This window comes from Flavobacterium panacagri (assembly GCF_030378165.1).
In the GTDB taxonomy this organism is placed as follows: Bacteria; Bacteroidota; Bacteroidia; order Flavobacteriales; family Flavobacteriaceae; genus Flavobacterium; species Flavobacterium panacagri.
This window is the reverse complement of the sequence record NZ_CP119766.1, coordinates 4,360,875-4,378,912: the sequence shown is the minus strand read 5'-3', so window position 1 is coordinate 4,378,912 and position 18,038 is coordinate 4,360,875. Positions and strand designations below refer to the sequence as shown.

Sequence of the window (18,038 nt, the reverse complement as noted above, 5' to 3'; positions counted from 1 at the left end):
TCTTTTCGTTTTTCTAGAGTTATTTAAGATAAATACTAAGAGATTATAATGCTTGCTTGTTTATTTCTAGTTTTTAAATAATTATGTATAGTTCATTTTGAATATGCTTTTTTTGCCATTCATTTAAAAAACCAGCATTTTCTACTTAAATATACGGATTTGCCCCTTTTTTAATGTTGTAATTACCCCCTTTCACTCACGCTTCTTGCTATAGATTTGTAATGCAAACTATTGATAATTACATGATAATGTTTACTTAAAAAATTTTGAAAAAGAAAATTGTAAAAAACACACTTATCAATGTTGCTTTCTATATTTTGCAGACTTATTAACTAAACTTTTAACCAAAACGACAACCAAAAATGACAAACTTTATTAGGAAGATTAAGGCTCCTGATTATGGATCTGGATTTGATTTGAAAAAGAAACTCACACTGCTTTGTGTATTAGTTTCATTGTCTCAAGTACATGCATTTTCTACTGAACCGAGTAGTAAAATAGGAGCAGAAAAAGTACAGCCACAAAACAGTATTAGTGGACAAGTAAAAGACAGTAAAGGTGTTCCGCTTCCAGGAGCATCAGTTTTAATTAAAGGAACAAAAAATGGTACGATAACAGATTTTGACGGAAAATTCACTATCGCAGGTGATGGGAATTCTGTATTAGTAGTTTCGTTTGTTGGTTTTGTAACTCAGGAAGTAGCAGTAAACGGCAGAACTAATATTAATATAAAACTAGAAGAAAATGCTGCTTCTTTGGATGAAGTAGTAGTAGTGGGATATGGTAAAATGAAGAAAAAAGATTTAACCGGATCAATTGTTCAGGTTAAAGCCGAAGCTTTAGCCAATCAAAACCCGCAGACTGTTCAGGATTTATTAAGAGGTGTTCCAGGTCTAAAAGTGGGATATGACCCTTCTGCAAAAGGAGGAGGATCTTTGCAGATTCGAGGGCAGACTTCTGTTTACAATCCCGATGGAGCCAATCATAATTCACCACTTATTATTTTGGATGGGATGCAGTTCTACGGAGAACTTTCAGAAATTAACCCTGATGATGTTGGCCAGATTGATATCTTAAAAGATGCATCTGCGACAGCGGTATATGGTTCTAAAGCGGCAGCTGGGGTTATTGTTATTTCGACAAAAAAAGGAAAAACAGGTAAGCCTATTATTAATGTTACTAGCAACATGACGATTGTCAATGAAAGTGCTTACAGAAATGTATATTCTGCGGATGGATATATAAAATACCGTCAAGATTGGGAAACTGCTAAAACGTATGGCACCAATACTCCAACTGGAAATTACGAAGCATGGGTAACAGGAACAGCAGCAGGTAAACCAGGTTATTATTCAAGTCCAAGCCAATTAAGCCAGTACGGTATTACTGAGGCGCAGTGGTTAGCCTATCAGCCAGCTTCACAAATACAAGGAAAAAGTTTAAATGAAGTTTGGGGACTGCGTTTGGGAATTACTGACGCAACGCTTTTGAAGAATTTTACAGAAGGAAAAACACACGATTGGTACAATAGTACTTTTAGAACAGGAATCAATCGCGACAATAATTTAAGTGTTTCTGGAGCAAGTGATAAAGTAAATTATTATATGTCTATGGGATACTTAACATCTGAAGGAGCTATTCAGGGTAATGATTATACTGCCGTTCGTGCGAATATGAAGGTTGATGCTAAAATTACAGATTGGCTTGAATTTGGAGCAAACGTTAATTTTCAAGATCGTTCAGATGGAGATATATCTGTAGGAACAGGAACGAATTATTGGGATGCCAATATGTTAAGAAACAGCCCGTTTGCTAACTTTAAAGAAACAAATGGCGATTACGCAAGACAGCCAATGGGACCAACAATTGGAGGATATAACTACTACTATGATCGCCAATATATGGATCTAGATAAAGGATATACAGTATTGAATACAATATTTAATACAAAAGTAACTTTACCTTTAGGTATTACATACTCGTTTAATGCTGCACCTCGATATGAATTCTTTTACAATCGTTATTTCCAGTCAGCAGGTAATAAAAACTGGAATCCAGTTAACATAGGAGTGGATAGAGGTAATGGTAAAAAATTTACATGGAATATAAACAACACCATAACATGGGATCATACATTTAATGAAAAACACCATATTATAGCCACTTTTGTTCAGGAAGCTGAAGATCTTAAAACATGGTCAGATGTTGTTTATGCACGTAATATTCAGCCTTCGGATGCTTTAGGATACCACAATATTGCCAATGCGACACTTGCCAATAGTACTTTTACAGCAACAGACACACATCAGACAGGTGATGCCTTAATGGCAAGACTTTTCTATTCGTTTGACGATCGTTATATGATTACAGGGACAGTACGTCGTGATGGATATTCAGCATTTGGAGCTTCTTATCCTTATGCCACTTTCCCTTCTGTAGCATTGGGATGGAACTTTAATAAAGAAAGTTGGTTTAAATGGCAGCCTTTAAGCACAGGTAAATTACGTTTATCGTGGGGTAAAAATGGAAACAGATCGCTTGCTGATCCCTATTTGGCTTTAGCCAATTTAAGTTCAGGTACAGGAGCAACTATGGGATATATTGATGCTTCAGGAAACATCGTGGATATGAAATATCTTGGAATAGATCGTATGGCAAATCCAAATTTGCAGTGGGAAAAAACAACAGCAACGAATATTGGTCTTGATCTTGGGTTCTTAAATGATAGAATTACAACTACAATTGATGTTTACAGATCTGTTACTAATGATATGATCATGAGCCAGCGTTTACCTGAGTTTACTGGATTCTCATCTATTGCAACCAATCTTGGAGAAGTTGAAAACAAAGGTATTGAGATCAGTCTTACTTCTTTGAATATGAAAAAGCCAAACTTTGAATGGACGACTATGGTCGCTTTTTCATACAACAAGAATACCATTAACAAATTGTATGGCAATATGGAAGATATTAAAGATGCCAATGGAAATGTTATTGGAAGAAAAGAAGCAGATGATAAAACCAATGGATGGTTTATTGGAAAACCTATTTCTCAAATTTGGGATTATAAAGTAATCGGAATTTGGCAGAAAGATGAAGCCGTTGAAGCTGCAAAATACGGACAGCGTCCAGGTGATCCAAAAGTAGAAAATAGCTATACTGCTGATGATGTTAACGGAAAACCAACTTATAACGAAAAAGACAGACAATTTTTAGGACAGACAACACCGCCAATTAACTGGTCGCTGCGTAATGAATTTACATTTTATAAAAATTGGAATTTGGCGATCAATATGTATTCATACATGGGACACAAATCAATGGATGGACGTTATATGAATACGTATAATGATGGTAGTTTATACACGAATAACTACAATCCGTTTGTAAATCCGTATTGGACAATTGACAATCCAACAAATGATTGGGCGCGTCTTGATGCTAGAGGACCTGCAGGAGCTGGAACAGCAAAATTATACGATCGCAGTTTTATTCGTTTAGACAATATTTCTCTGGCGTACTCACTTCCTAAAGATCTTATAAACCGTTTACATGTGAGAAATTTTAAAATCTATACTTCTGTTCAGAATGTGGCAACTTGGTCGGCTTCTAAACAATGGAAATATTATGGTGATCCGGAGACAGGCGGACTTGCAACCCGTATGTTTAATTTAGGATTTAACGTTTCACTTTAAAAATTAGTCAATAATGAAAAGATATATACAAAATAAAATTTCAAGAATAGTGCCTCTAGTTGCGGTTGCTGCTCTTTTTGTTTCCTGTTCAGAAGATTTTCTGGAGCCAGATCCGCTTTCGTTTTACGAACCAGAAGCTACATTTACTACAGAAACTGGATTACAGGCTGTTTTGGCAAGTGCAGATAAACAGCTTCGTAATAACTATATTCATTACAATAATGCGGGTAATAGTGTACCTATTGGTACTGAATATGTTTTCTCTGATATGTCAAAATATGGAAAAACAGATAATACCAGTACCATTTCTGATTTTGCTAATACTATGGTGCCTACCATGAGTTATAAAACGGCAACAAATGATGATTTTTATTTCGGATTTTACTGGACAGAAGCTTATACTGGAATTAAACATGCCAATACTGTTTTAACTTATATTGATAAGGTAACAAGTTTAACAGAAGAAGTAAAACGTAAATATATTGGTCAGGCTTATTTTCACAGAGCATATCGTTATCTTAACTTAGTTTATCAATTTGGAGATATTCCGTTGATTACAAAGATTTTGGAAGTTCCTAAGCAAAGTTATTATTCAACTAAAAAAGAAGCCATTATCGAAATGATTACAGCAGATATGGAAAAGGCTGTAGAATGGGTGCCAGAACAATCAAAACTACCTTATCTAGGCGTAGTAAACAAAGGGGCATGTCGTCAATTATTGATTAAATGTTACTTGGCATCTGGAAGATTTAAAGATGCCGAAAATCAGGCCGATTTATTGATTAATTCTTCTGGTTACTCTTTAATGCAGGGTTCATTCGGAACTTTTGATACAGGAGGAAATCCAGCAACATGGACCATTACTAGAAATGTAATTTGGGATTTACATCGACCTGAAAATAAGGTTATTGCTGCTAACAGAGAAGCTATTTTGGTAATGCCAAATGGTGGTGTACAATCCTTTTTGCCATTTGCTTCTATGAGAATTTTTGGCCCAAACTGGAATTCTGGTACAGTTACTACTCCTGATGGGAAGCAAGCAGCAAATCGTTTTGCTTCAAACAATGCCAATTATCAGGCTAACTATGATTATGCAAGAGCTTTAGGACGTGGTATTGCTACGATCAGCGCTTCGTATTATTCACAGCATCCTATGTGGGTGGTTAATGGTGTGGAAGACAAACAAGATCTTAGACATAACAGTACTGTTGGTAATTGGGTTAACATGGAAAATCTTAAGTATAGCGACAAGACTTCGGCGTATTATGGACAAAACTTCAGATTAAAAAATGGTACTACTTTGTTGGCAAAAGATACGCTTCGTGAATGGTTTGATTTTCCTTTGTATAAAATCTATCTGCATGATGTTGTAAATGAAACGAATCCAAATGCAAATGATTTTCAAGGAGCTAGTACAGGAAGTAAAGCACATTGGTACTTATATCGTTTGGCTGAAACTTATTTGTTGAGAGCAGAAGCCCGTTTTTATCAAGGCAATGTTGGTGGTGCAGCTCAGGATGTAAATGTTGTCAGAGCGAGAGCTGGTGCATCGCAAATGTATGGAACAGTAACTATCGGTGATATTTGTGCTGAAAGAGGAAGAGAACTTTATCTGGAAGAATGGAGAAATGTGGAGTTAAAACGTATTTCGCATTGTCTCGCACTCAGCGGACAGGCTGATGAATGGGGACAAACCTACAGTAAGACCAACTGGGACAAACAGTCTGGAACAGATAACGCAGGTGGCAGTTATTGGTACCAACGTATTGTACATTATACCCTTTACAACAAATACCCTAGTGGAATTGTGGTTCCTAACGGAACTAAGTTCTACACCATGGACAAACGTAACAATTACTGGCCAATTCCAAATAGTGCTATAACGGCTAATATCAAAGGAAAATTAAGTCAGAACTTTGGTTATGATGGTTATGATCCGAGCGTTAAGGTGTGGGATAAATGGGAGGATGCTGTCGCAGATGAAAGCCAGCTTTAATTAGCTTTATGATAAAAAGTATCTGAACTGCAGTAGTTTAATTGGGATGGTTATTATTTTGCTGCAGTTTAAGATACATACTTTGAGTATTTTAAATATCCATTTTTTTAATACTAATTTTTATGATTACGGACTGTTTAAGTATTATCCTCGATTATAAAAGAGGATAATACAGACAGTCATTATAAGCCGCATGAATACTATATTGTGCAGTATGATTCAAAAGATCATGTGTTTAGCAATATAAAATACCACAATAAATTTCAGTACAATTTTGCCCGTTAATAAAAGCGGAAGGAATTTTCTTGCCCAGTTTTTAGTTTTAAAATTACTGGTTTGGGAATTTCTTGCACCAATAATTTTATCGGTTACCAATGAAAGCATTCAACAAAAATTTTAAAATAATTTTTAAACAAATATTTCATTATGAAAAAACTATACATATTTATATTATTCTGGTTATCGGTTTTTGTATTCAATATACAGGCACAAGCTCCTAATTTACCTGTAAAGGCAAATTTAGCGACAACATTAAATGGTTCTAAGACTTTTACAAATGCTACAGCTCCAGATATTCTATCATTTCCCTTATCCAATCAAAGCGAATTTACTTTAGAAGTAAAAGCCAAAGTCAATTCGGCTGTTGGAAGAGGATTTGATGTTGAAGTTAAAAACATAATCGGCCTTGGATTTAGAACTTCTTTGGATAAAACCACTTTTAATAGTACTACAATCTTATCAACGCCCGAAAATTTAAGCACTTCTGTAGACAATGCTCAGGAACAAACGTATCGATATGCCATAAAAGACGGTGTTGCCAATATTTATCAAGACGGACATTATTTAACTTCTAAAACATTAGATTTTTTAAATAATACTTCAGGATCAACAATTGCCTATGGTGCTGATAATTTATTAGGAAGATGGGCAGGTATTACAGGAAGTAATTCCGGAAAACCTAATGATTACGGCTGGGCAAGTACTTCAACAAGTTTACCTTGGAATACTGCTAATTCAACCTCCGGTGTTCGATACTTGGATGTAACTTCTGGGCATACATTTGAATCCGATAATTCAGTTTACAGTGGCAGAATCATGTACATTCGTTGGGACAATGCCAGTTATTCGGCTGCGACCTATAGCTATCCTGTCAAGCTGGAGCAAGGTTTGAGGTATGAATTTTCATGGCTTTATGAATATATTTCCAATGCGACGGCAGGTGTCAAATTAAACGTGGCAATATCATCAGGTGCTGACGGATCTGGAGTTATTGCTTCTAAAACATTTACAACAGGAAGTGCCAATAAATTACGAAAGGGAGATTTATCTTTTGTTTCGAATGTTGATGGGAATTATTACCTAACCATCACAGGAGATTACGCACTTTTTGCTATTGCCGACTTAAAATTGAAATCTTCCAATTTAATTAATACTTGGGATGGTTATTACAATGATAATGCCGGAACTCCCGCTGCTTATGGATGGACGAATGTTGCTTCTCCATCTATCTTTAATACAGCCAACAGTACAAGCGGAGCACGTTTTATGGATGTAACTTCTGGGCATACTTTTGAATCCGATAATTCAGTTTACAGTGGCAGATTAATGTACATCAGATGGGACAGTACTGCACTTGAAAACTCCGTTTATTCATTTCCAGTACAATTAGAAGCCTCAAAAGGCTATCAGTTTTCGTGGCTATACGAATACATTTCGAATTTAAGTCCAGGTTCTCAAATGACGGTTTCGGTTTCTACAGCTGCAAATGGAGGAGGAACAGTTTTGGCAACTAAAAACTTTACAACAGGAGCTGTTAATAAACTAAGAAAAGGAGATTTGGCATTTCAATCGCAAAGTGCAGGAACTTATTATATCAATATAACTGGAGCCAAAGCATTTTTCGGAATTGGAGATTTAAAAGTTCAGGGACAAGAGACCGCCAATATTGTAATTGGTAAAAATTATGCTACTGGTGCTGTAGATATGGCGATTACTTCGGTTACATTTGAAAATGTAGCTTATGCTCCTGATAAAGTAATTAGCCCGTCACTGCAAACCATAAATATTTCAAGCAATACGACTACAGGAGCTTTTGCAAAATCAAAAGTAGTTTTAAGCGGAACAGCTTCTTTGTATCTTAAAAATGGAAACAATCCATTAATTAATTCGACAGTCAACTTAACATCAACAGATAACAGTTTATATTTTGAAAATGTCAAACCGAGTGACGTAATTAGTTCACAGTTGCAATATGTTTCGGTAAACGGTGTTTTGGCAGTCAATGGTACAAATGTAAATGTTACCAATTATGGCGGAGGAACAGTTGTTTCGCCATACGTTGCAGACTATCAGCCGTTACAAGTTTTTACAGAAGAAAATTTTGCAGGATCATCACAGCAGTATGTTACCGTAACTCCATTTGATAATTTAGGAGCTTTTGACAATGCTATTAAATCATTCAAATTAAAGAAAGGGTACATGGCGACTTTCGCTACCAGTGCAGATGGATCAGGCTACAGCCGAGTTTACATTGCAGAAAATGAAGATTTGGAAGTGCCTGTTTTACCTATTAATTTAAAAGGAACCATTTCGTTTGTCCGAACCATGAGATGGCATCAGGTTAACAAAAAAGGACTTGCAGGCGGCAGTACAGAAGCTATTAATTCAACCAATATTACTTGGTATTACAATTGGAACACAGGAATGGATACTACGCCAAATGTAGAATATGTTCCAATTCGTCAAACCCAATGGTGGCCTTCCTTTACGCCAGCTTATACTAAAGAAGGATATACTCATTTGTTAGGATTTAACGAACCAGATCGTCCAGATCAAGCCAATATGACTGTTGAAGCAGCCATAAGCAATTGGCCAGCTCTTTTGAAATCAGGATTACGAGTAGGTTCTCCAGCGACTTCAGATCCTTATAATCCTTGGATGGCAAATTTCATGACTCAGGCTGAGGCTAATAATTACCGCGTAGATTACGTTGCATTACACTGTTATTGGTATAAAACCGCTGCACAATGGAAAAGTGATTTACAATACATTTATGACAAATACAAAAGACCAATCTGGATTACAGAATGGAATATTGGGGCAAACTGGACGGCCAACAATTTCCCTGATGATGTGAATACGCTTACAGATGCCAATGCAACAAAACACAAAAATGATTTAGCATCGATTTTGGCTGTTTTAGAAAGTGCCGATTATGTAGAACGTTATTCCATATACAATTGGGTGCAAGATGCGCGAGCAATGTATGTGACGATTAACGACGCTTTTAAAACTAGAAATCCAAATTGGCAAAATTATGTTTGGCTTCAGAATGCACCAGTAATTTCTAGTACAGCGACCGATTATACAGTTTTAACTCCTGCGGGTCAATATTATGCTAAAAATGCATCGGCGAAAGCCTATAGCTCAACTAGAGAATATATTCCATTATGGAAAACAAAAGTCGAAACGCTGAGTTACACACTTTCATCTGATTATAAAAATATTACCATAAAATGGATAGGAACCAATCAGGAGTTAGTAAACAAATATGTTCTGGAAAGAAAACTAACAGGCGAAAATGCATTTTCTGTTTTCTATGAATCAACAGATTATAATGTTATTTCAAAAATAGATCAGGTTCACACTCATGCCGAATACAGAATTAAAGTGGTTGGTAAAGACAATGTGGAGTCGGCTTATTCGGCGATATTGGTTTACGATCAGCCTGCGATTCCGGCAATTCCAACCAATTTTACAGGAGAAGCAGTCTCATCATCAGCAATCAATTTGAAATGGTCTCTTGTAACAGGAGCGGAATCGTATAAAATCAAAAGAGCGACAACACTTAATGGCACTTATGATATTATAAACGCTTACGTAAAAGACAGCATTTTTGCCAACATCAATTTAGAAGCCAACAAAGATTATTTCTACAAGATTGCATCAGAAAATGCGGGAGGAGAAAGCCAATATTCTGCTGCTATACAAGTGAAAACATTAACAACGTCTGGTTCTTTGAGTGCTAAAAACGCAAATATAGCAGACATAAATACACTAGGAGAAGGCGTTAGAATAATCAGCGCGTCTCCAAATCCAACAACGGGGCAGTTTGATCTTTTCTTGCCATCAAATGAGGACAATACCACAGTTGCAATTTATACGCTGGATGGCAAATTAATTTCAACAGCACATTATGGAAATATAAATGGTGCAATTCATTTGAATATAGAAAATCAGCCTTCGGGAATTTATTTGGTTAAGATTCCGTCACATCCTGATGCTACAGTCCGAATTATTAAAAAATAAGATATGAGAGTAAATAAGTAAAGCGTAGTGAAATTATTTTTAAACACATAGGAACATAGTTTTAGCAACTGCGTAAAGGCATTTCATTAGCATCAATACACATAGCTACCTATGTGTTAGAAACTGGTTTCTTTCTGTTTTCTTTTTTAGATAAAGAACAACTATGTTTCTATGTGTTTAATTTAAGAGTTAAGTAAAGTTTGGTTTTAATTAATGCAGAGTTGACGAGGGATCTTTCGGGATCCCTTGTTATAATAGAAAGATCTCAGAATTAACAGAGATTATTTAGGATTAAAAAATAGATATAAAATGAGATTTATCGGTAGGTTTTTGGCGTTGGGAATTTCCCTGATGCTGCTTTTTAGTTTCGTCAGGTACAAAGAAAAAGTTTTAATTTCTGAAGATTATAAGCTGGTCTGGGCAGATGAGTTTAATACAGATGGCCGTCCAGATGAAAAGAATTGGAGTTACGAAACAGGTTTTGTGAGAAATCAAGAAAACCAATGGTATCAAAAAGAAAATGCATTTTGCAAAGATGGTTATTTGATTATCGAAGCTAGAAACGAAAACAAAGTCAATCCAGATTTTGTATCTAAAACGCATAAAGATTTTGCTAAAAATAGAGATTCCATAAAAGTGACTTCTTCGTGTTTAATTACCCGAGGAAAACATTCCTGGCAATACGGACGCTTTGAAATGCGCGCTAAAATTCCAGTTGGTAAAGGAATGTGGCCGGCCTTTTGGAGTTTAGGAATAAAAGGAAACTGGCCAGCAAACGGCGAAATTGACATTATGGAATATTACACCGGAAAAATACTGGCGAATGCCGCATGGAAATCAAACGAGCCGAATACAGCTTGGGATAGTGAAACATTTAAACTGAGTGATTTTAAAGACAAATCATGGGCAGACAAATTTCACATTTGGAAAATGGATTGGGATGCGTATTCAATTAAATTATATGTTGATGACCAATTATTAAATGAAATTAATGTTGATGCAACAATACCATCCGGAGATCAAAAAATAAGTCCATTTCAACAGCCTCACTATTTGTTAGTGAACCTTGCCGTTGGAGGAATAAATGGTGGAGCATTTTCGAAAGCAGATCTTCCTTCGAAATACAGTATAGATTATATAAGGGTTTATCAAAAAAAATAAGTAAAAATGAAATTAAAATTTTCGATGATTATCAGTTTTGTGTGTTCTTTTGTTTTTTCGCAAAACAATTATTTTGTTCCGGGAAAACAGTGGAAAGATACAGATGGAGTGCATATTAATGCCCATGGCGGCGGAATTGTTTTTGTTGATGACACCTATTATTGGTACGGCGAATATAAAACTTCTGGCCGTTCAGGAAACACCTCATTAGAAGGAATCAGCTGTTATTCCTCAAAAGATTTATACAATTGGCATAACGAAGGCATTGTGCTGCGAGTCGAACAAAATCCTAAATCTGAAATTACAAAAGGATGTGTTATGGAGCGTCCAAAAGTTATTTTTAATAAAAAAACAGGGAAATATGTAATGTGGTTTCATTTGGAACTGAAAGGGCAGGGCTATGATGCTGCCAAAGCCGCTGTTGCGATAAGCGATTCTCCAAAAGGGCCTTTTCAATTCAAAAAATCATATCGTCCGAATAAAGGAGTTTGGCCAATTGATTTTAAAGAGGAGTTTAAAGTAGCGTCCAATAATGAAGCTTCTTTAAAATCTTGGAGTCCCGAATGGCTGACAGCAATAAAAAACGGAATGCTGGTTCGCAGGGATTTTGAAAAAGGACAAATGTCAAGAGATATGACCGTTTATGTGGATGATAATGAAAAGGCGTATTTAATTCATTCTTCAGAAGAAAATCTGACGCTTCATATTTCAGAACTTACAGACGATTATTTAGATTTTACAGATAAATGGTCAAGAGTAGCACCGGCAGGACATAATGAAGCTCCAGCTGTTTTAAAAAAAGACGGAATTTATTATATGATAACATCAGGTTGTACGGGTTGGGATCCAAATGCAGCAAGATCTTTTAAATCAAAATCCATTTGGGGGCCTTGGGAAACTTTAGGAAATCCATGTGTGGGTAAAGATGCTGAATTGACTTTTCATTCGCAAAGCACTTATATTCTTCCTGTAGAAGGAAAAAAAGATCAGTTTATTTTTATGGCTGATCGATGGAATCCTAAAAATCCAATTGATGGCACTTATGTTTGGCTTCCGATACAATTTGAAAACGGAAAACCAATTTTGAAATGGTTGGAGAAATGGAATTTAAATGCTTTTACAGAAAATCAATAAAAAACAATTGTAAATCTGTAAATTTATAAATTATGAAAATGAAAACACACCAAAATTATTGTAGACAGAAATTACATTTTGTTTTTTCTGTGCTTCTATGTTTTTTATTTTTTTCGATGATGCAGGCTCAAAAAAAAAGAGCAATAAAAGAAGCAATTCCTTTAGATTCCATTAGATTGAGTGATCCAGCTATTTTAGCTGATAAGAAAACCAAGATGTATTACATGACGGGTACAGGAGGATTACTTTGGAAAAGCAAAGATTTAAAATCATGGAGTGGTCCGTATGAAGTTGTCAAAACTAATCCCAATTCATGGATGGGACCAAACCCTATGATTTGGGCTGCAGAACTTCATTTTTATAAAAATAAATATTACGATTTTGCGACTTTTACCAATAGAGACAAAATAATAGATAAAGTTGACGATATTAGTATTGAACGCCGTGCAAGCCATGTTTTGGTCAGTGATAAAGCGGAAGGACCTTATGTGCCAATGAAAGACGATACCTATTTACCAGCCAATAAACCAACGTTAGATGGTACATTTTGGATTGACAAAGATGGAAAACCGTATATGATTTATTGTTACGAATGGCTCCAAAATGGCAATGGAACAATCGAAAAAATAGAACTTAAACCAGATTTAAGCGGATCGGTAGGAGAGGGAAAATTACTTTTTAAAGCAAGTGATTCTCCTTGGAGCAGGGAAAAAGATGCGAATGGAAATGACAAACCCAACAAAGTTACAGACGGTCCTTATTTGTTTAAGACAGGGACTGGACGTTTGGGAATGATTTGGACGAGCTGGATTTATGATGTTTATACGCAGGGAGTTGCCTATTCTAAAAGTGGCACTTTAGACGGACCATGGATTCAAGAGAAAGATCCTATTACACCTCCAAATTTTGGTCACGGCATGTTATTCCAAACTTTTGAAGGCAAATGGTTGATGTCAGTTCATAGCCATAAAAAAGTTGAAGGTAAAACAGTTCGAATTCCAAAATTATTTGAAGTCGATTTGTCTGGAGATCAATTAGTGGTAGTAAAACCTTATATCCCTTAGAACTATTTTTTGGAGTAAGCGGATAAATAGATTGGAATTAAAAATTAGAAAAAAAATAAGCATGAATAATTTGAAAATGTGGTTTTTAGCCACAATGTTTAGTCTCTCTTTATATTCACAGCAAAAACAAAATACGGATAACGTTTTTAAAATTGTTAATCCAGATTATAAGCTGAGTCCTTATACAGGAATGACAAAACAACATTGGAAAGACGCTGGACTTTATTTATTGGAAGGCGCTTTTAGTTACATTCATAATCTCGATGATCCGATGAAGTTTCCAAAGCAACCTGGAAAAAGTTATCCGCAGGATGAAGGCAGAGTGCCAACAGAGAAATTGGAAGGATTGAGTAGAACGCTGTTTATCGCTTCTCCGCTTCTTAAAGAAAATCCGAATTTAGTCATCAATAACATCAAAGTTGCCGATTATTACAGACATCAGTTTAGCAAGTTAGTCGATCCAAAGAGCCCTTCTTATATTACGCCAAGATCTAAAAATGGTGGGCCAAGCCAGAATTTGGTTGAGTATGGAGCAATTGCTATGTCTTTACTTACCAATCCTGAAGTGCTTTGGAAACCGCTGCCACAAGATCAAAAAGATGCATTAGCAAAATCAATGCTTAGTTATGGCGATGGGCCAACGGTATCTTCAAACTGGAAATTTTTCAACATTTTTGTATTAAGCTTTTTCAAAGAACAAGGTTATGCTGTGAATGAAAAACTGCTGGAAGAATATCTACAGAAATGTTTAAATGATTATAGAGGCGATGGCTGGTACAACGACAGTCCGGCTTACGATTACTACAGTATGTGGGGATTTCAATTGTACGGAGCGCTTTGGTCTGAATATTTTGGAAACAAATATTATCCTGAATATGCTGCCAAGTTCAAAAGTAATTTTAGAGATCTAAATTCTAATTATCCTGCAATGTTCAGCCAAAATGGGGAAATGATTATGTTTGGACGAAGCATTAGTTATAGAATTGCATCAATTGCCGCTTTTCCGTTTATGGGATTAGAAAATGATCCAGCTGCTAATAATGGATGGTTGCGTAGAATTTCGTCAGGAGTTTTAAAACAGTTTTTAGAAAATCCTGATTTTATGAAAGACAATGTGCCAACACTTGGATTTTATGGTGCATTTGAACCCGCCGTTCAAGTGTATAGCTGTAGAGGAAGCGTGTATTGGATGGGAAAAGCTTTCATGGGACTTTTACTGCCAGATGATAATCCGTTTTGGACTGCAAAAGAAAATGATGGAGACTGGGAAACTAAATTCAAAAAAGAGAATGTTTACAGTAATTTTTTAAACGGTTCCAAGATTTTAATTACAGATTATCCGAATATTGGAGCATCAGAAATTAGAGCATGGTGTCATGAGAAAAAGAAAGACGACTGGCAGGGATTCAGATCGACAGAAAATTATAACCGACTTTCTTATAATAGTGCTTTCCTTTGGCAGGCTGATGGCGAAAATGGCGAAGTTGCCATGAATTACGTAATTAAAAATAAAAATAATCAGTGGGAACCTTTTAGATTGTACACCTTTAAAAAATTTGAAAATGGTATCTATTATAGAGATGTAGTTTTGGAAACTGATGAAAAAATTCAGTTCAATTTAGCAGATATTCCTTTGGTTAATGGAATTTTAAGAGTCGATAAAAATAATAGTGATAAGCCAATTTCGATGCGTTTAGGTCATTATGCTTTACCAAAATTGAATAAAGAAATAATTGCGACTAAAAAAATCGTAGAAGGACATGAGGTTACCATTATCGATAACGGAAAATATCAATTAGCAATGGTTGCGCTTTCAGGATGGGATAAATCAGAAGTTGTCAATGCAAATGGATTACATCCAGAAAACAAAGAAAGTACCGTGGTTAATGTTAGTAGTGATTCCAAATCCCAAAAAACATCCATTTATGCAACTTTAATGCTTTGGAAAAAGTCAGGCGAAAAATGGAAGAATAAAGAGTTTATTCCTCTAAAAATTCAAGAGCAGAAAAATGGGACTATTAGCGTAGAATTTAATAATGGAACAAAAAAGTTGGTCGATTTTAAGGATAAATAGTTTTTGATATTTTTTACAATTGCATTCTATATGATAGTTTAGTAATATCTAATTAATTTAAAGATGAATAAATTATATTTTCTTTTTTGTCTTTTATGGTTAGCTTGTACTTATGGACAATCTAAACAAGACAAACAATTAGAAAAAAAGCTGGATGAACTGCTTTCTTCTAAATTTAGTCTATCGGAACCTGGCATTGAAGTTTTGGTGGCAAAAAAAGGAGAAATCGTTTATAATAAAGCTTTTGGTAGTGCAAATCTAGAATTAAATGTACCTATTAAACCTGATATGGTTTTTAAGCTGGGTTCTATAACGAAACAATTTACAGCTGTGGCGATTTTGCAATTAGTAGAGCAAGGTAAAATCTCTCTAAAAGATAATCTGCAAAAATTTATACCTGATTATCCATCCTATTCTCAAAACATAACTATTGAGAATCTATTGACTCATACTTCAGGAATAAAGGATTATATGCAGATTGATTATCAGGAACCTTATTTAGAAAGAAGAGACTTTAAACCAAAGGAACTTATTGACCTTTTTAAAAACGTTCCATTAGAATTTGACCCGGGCACTAAATATAAATACAGTAATTCAGGCTATTATTTGTTGGGATATATTATCGAAAAAGTAAGCGGTAAAAGTTATAGTGCTTATTTGCAGGAAAACATTCTGAAACCTTTGGCTTTAAATCACACGTATTTTGACAATTCCAACAACATTATTCCTAACCGAGTAAATGGATATCGAAAAGACGGTAAAGTATTTAAAAATACTGATTATTGGAGTATGACTATTGCGTATGCTGCAGGTGAATTGATTTCAAATACGGAAGATTTATTAAAATGGAACGAAGGATTATATTCGTATAAAATTCTAAAAAAAGAAACTTTAGAAAAAGCATTTGTGCCCTTTAAATTAAAAGATGGAAGCGTTGTAGAATATGGTTACGGCTGGATATTAAAAAATGTAAATGGGATAAAATCAATTGAACATGGTGGAGCTATTACAGGATTTTTAACTAATGAAATTTATTATCCCGAAGAAAAAGTATTTGTTGCTGCATTATTTAATTGTGAATGTGCTCCAAAAGATGAATTATCGGTTGATATTGCCAGTCTTGTATTAGGGAAAACATTTCAGCAGGAAATAAAAATGGATAATGCTTTATTAAATGAATATACTGGTATTTATACCTTATCAACAGACACAAAAAGAACAATCACAATCACAAATGAAAATGGACAATTATGGGCTAAGATTTCTGGACAGGGAACAATTCCATTAATTTTTCAATCGGATACAAAATTCCAGTTTAAGAATGTTCTGGGCGCAGAATGTGAGTTTGTGAAGGAAAATGGAAAGGTGACAAAACTTAACATAAGTCAGAACGGGAATTTTGAATGGAAAAAAAATCAATAGAAACCTATATATTAACAAAAGATAAAATTAAAAGCCTAAAATGAAATTTATTAGAGTATCTATTTTAGCCATAATGGCAACAATGTATTCATCCCAAAGCTATTCACAATCAATGGAATTCAATAATCCAATAGCAGAAAAACGTGCAGATCCTTGGGTGCATAAAACAGCTTCGGGTGAATACTACTTGATAGCTACAGTTCCCGAATACGATCGCATTGTACTAAGAAAAGCGAATAGTATTAACGGACTAAAAGAAGCTAAAGAAAAAGAAATCTGGCATAAACATAAAACAGGAGTGATGGCAAATCATATATGGGCTCCTGAGTTGCACTGGATTGATGGCAAGTGGTATATTTATTTTGCAGCTGGAGAGGCTGAAAATAAATGGAATATAAGAATTTGGGTATTATCCAATTCATCAGCCGATCCAATGCAAGGCAAATGGACAGAAGAAGGCCAGATTAAAACTAAGATAGATTCCTTTTCTTTAGATGCTACAACATTTGTACACAATGGTAAGAGATATTTAATCTGGGCGCAGAATGTAAGGGGAGGAAAGCATGGAACAGCTTTGGTTTTATCAGAAATGAAAAATCCGACAACGCTTACAGGTCCAGAAATCGTTATTACAGAACCTGAATTTGGCTGGGAAAGAGAAAAATATAATGTAAATGAAGGACCAGCAGTCATTCAAAAAAACGGAAAAATATTTGTTAGTTATTCTGCTAGTGCTACAAATCATAATTATTGCATGGGATTACTTTGGATTAATGAAAATACCGATTTGCTAAATGCGGCTAATTGGAATAAATCTCCAGCTCCTGTTTTTTATACGAATCCAGATTTAAAGCGATATGGTCCAGGCCACAATTCATTTACAACTTCTGAAGATGGAAAAGCGACTATAATGATTTACCATGCAAGAGATTACAAGGAAATTCAAGGAGATGAATTGTCGGATGTAAATCGTGCAACCCGAGCCCGTGCTGTAGAATGGACAGAAAGCGGTTTTCCTGATTTTATGCAAAACAAAAAAGATTAATATTTTATAGTTGCTTGATAAAGAACTCTAAAAAAAAACGCCTCAATTAAAAAATGAGGCGTTTTTTTAATGGTTTATTTTCTAAAAAAGTAAGGTCTCGATATTTCGACGCCATTATTTTCATTTCTCTTATTTCGAG

10 protein-coding genes are annotated in these 18,038 nt (G+C 35.1%); 9 read left to right on the top strand and 1 reads right to left on the bottom strand.

What is annotated here, in order from left to right; all coding sequences use genetic code 11:
* Positions 1 to 362 precede the first annotated feature (362 nt).
* Together P2W65_RS19150 and P2W65_RS19145 are read left to right on the top strand one after the other, a co-directional pair.
* A complete protein-coding gene (locus P2W65_RS19150) occupies positions 363 to 3,695 on the top strand; it encodes a SusC/RagA family TonB-linked outer membrane protein (RefSeq protein WP_289660102.1) in 3,333 nt (1,110 codons plus the stop codon).
* Positions 3,696 to 3,708: 13 nt separating this feature from the next.
* Positions 3,709 to 5,691: a RagB/SusD family nutrient uptake outer membrane protein gene (locus P2W65_RS19145; protein ID WP_289660100.1), complete on the top strand. Its 1,983-nt coding sequence runs from the start codon at positions 3,709 to 3,711 to the stop codon at positions 5,689 to 5,691.
* A 219-nt stretch (positions 5,692 to 5,910) separates the two neighbouring features.
* Here P2W65_RS19145 and P2W65_RS19140 read toward each other — a convergent pair whose 3' ends face one another.
* Positions 5,911 to 6,075 carry a hypothetical protein gene (locus P2W65_RS19140; protein ID WP_289660098.1) on the bottom strand — a complete coding sequence of 55 codons (165 nt, stop codon included), beginning with the start codon at positions 6,073 to 6,075 and terminating at the stop codon, positions 5,911 to 5,913.
* Between the two features lie 42 nt (positions 6,076 to 6,117).
* Here P2W65_RS19140 and P2W65_RS19135 point away from each other — a divergent pair, with 42 nt between their 5' ends.
* From P2W65_RS19135 to P2W65_RS19105, 7 genes are all read left to right on the top strand, one after another.
* Positions 6,118 to 9,999 carry a glycosyl hydrolase gene (locus tag P2W65_RS19135; RefSeq protein ID WP_289660096.1) on the top strand — a complete coding sequence of 1,294 codons (3,882 nt, stop codon included), beginning with the start codon at positions 6,118 to 6,120 and terminating at the stop codon, positions 9,997 to 9,999.
* A gap of 309 nt (positions 10,000 to 10,308) precedes the next feature.
* Positions 10,309 to 11,160, top strand: coding sequence for a glycoside hydrolase family 16 protein (locus P2W65_RS19130; protein WP_289660094.1), 852 nt, complete (start codon positions 10,309 to 10,311; stop codon positions 11,158 to 11,160).
* A 6-nt stretch (positions 11,161 to 11,166) separates the two neighbouring features.
* A complete protein-coding gene (locus tag P2W65_RS19125; RefSeq protein WP_289660091.1) occupies positions 11,167 to 12,294 on the top strand; it encodes a glycoside hydrolase family 43 protein in 1,128 nt (375 codons plus the stop codon).
* Positions 12,295 to 12,332: 38 nt separating this feature from the next.
* Positions 12,333 to 13,358 carry a glycoside hydrolase family 43 protein gene (locus P2W65_RS19120; protein ID WP_289660088.1) on the top strand — a complete coding sequence of 342 codons (1,026 nt, stop codon included), beginning with the start codon at positions 12,333 to 12,335 and terminating at the stop codon, positions 13,356 to 13,358.
* Positions 13,359 to 13,419: 61 nt separating this feature from the next.
* Positions 13,420 to 15,432, top strand: a complete 2,013-nt coding sequence (locus tag P2W65_RS19115; RefSeq protein ID WP_289660085.1) for a DUF2264 domain-containing protein — start codon at positions 13,420 to 13,422, stop codon at positions 15,430 to 15,432.
* Between the two features lie 63 nt (positions 15,433 to 15,495).
* Entirely contained in the window at positions 15,496 to 16,854 is a 1,359-nt protein-coding gene (locus P2W65_RS19110; protein WP_289660082.1) for a serine hydrolase, read from the top strand.
* Positions 16,855 to 16,894: 40 nt separating this feature from the next.
* Entirely contained in the window at positions 16,895 to 17,899 is a 1,005-nt protein-coding gene (locus P2W65_RS19105; RefSeq protein WP_289660079.1) for a glycoside hydrolase family 43 protein, read from the top strand.
* The last annotated feature ends 139 nt before the right edge of the window (positions 17,900 to 18,038 follow it).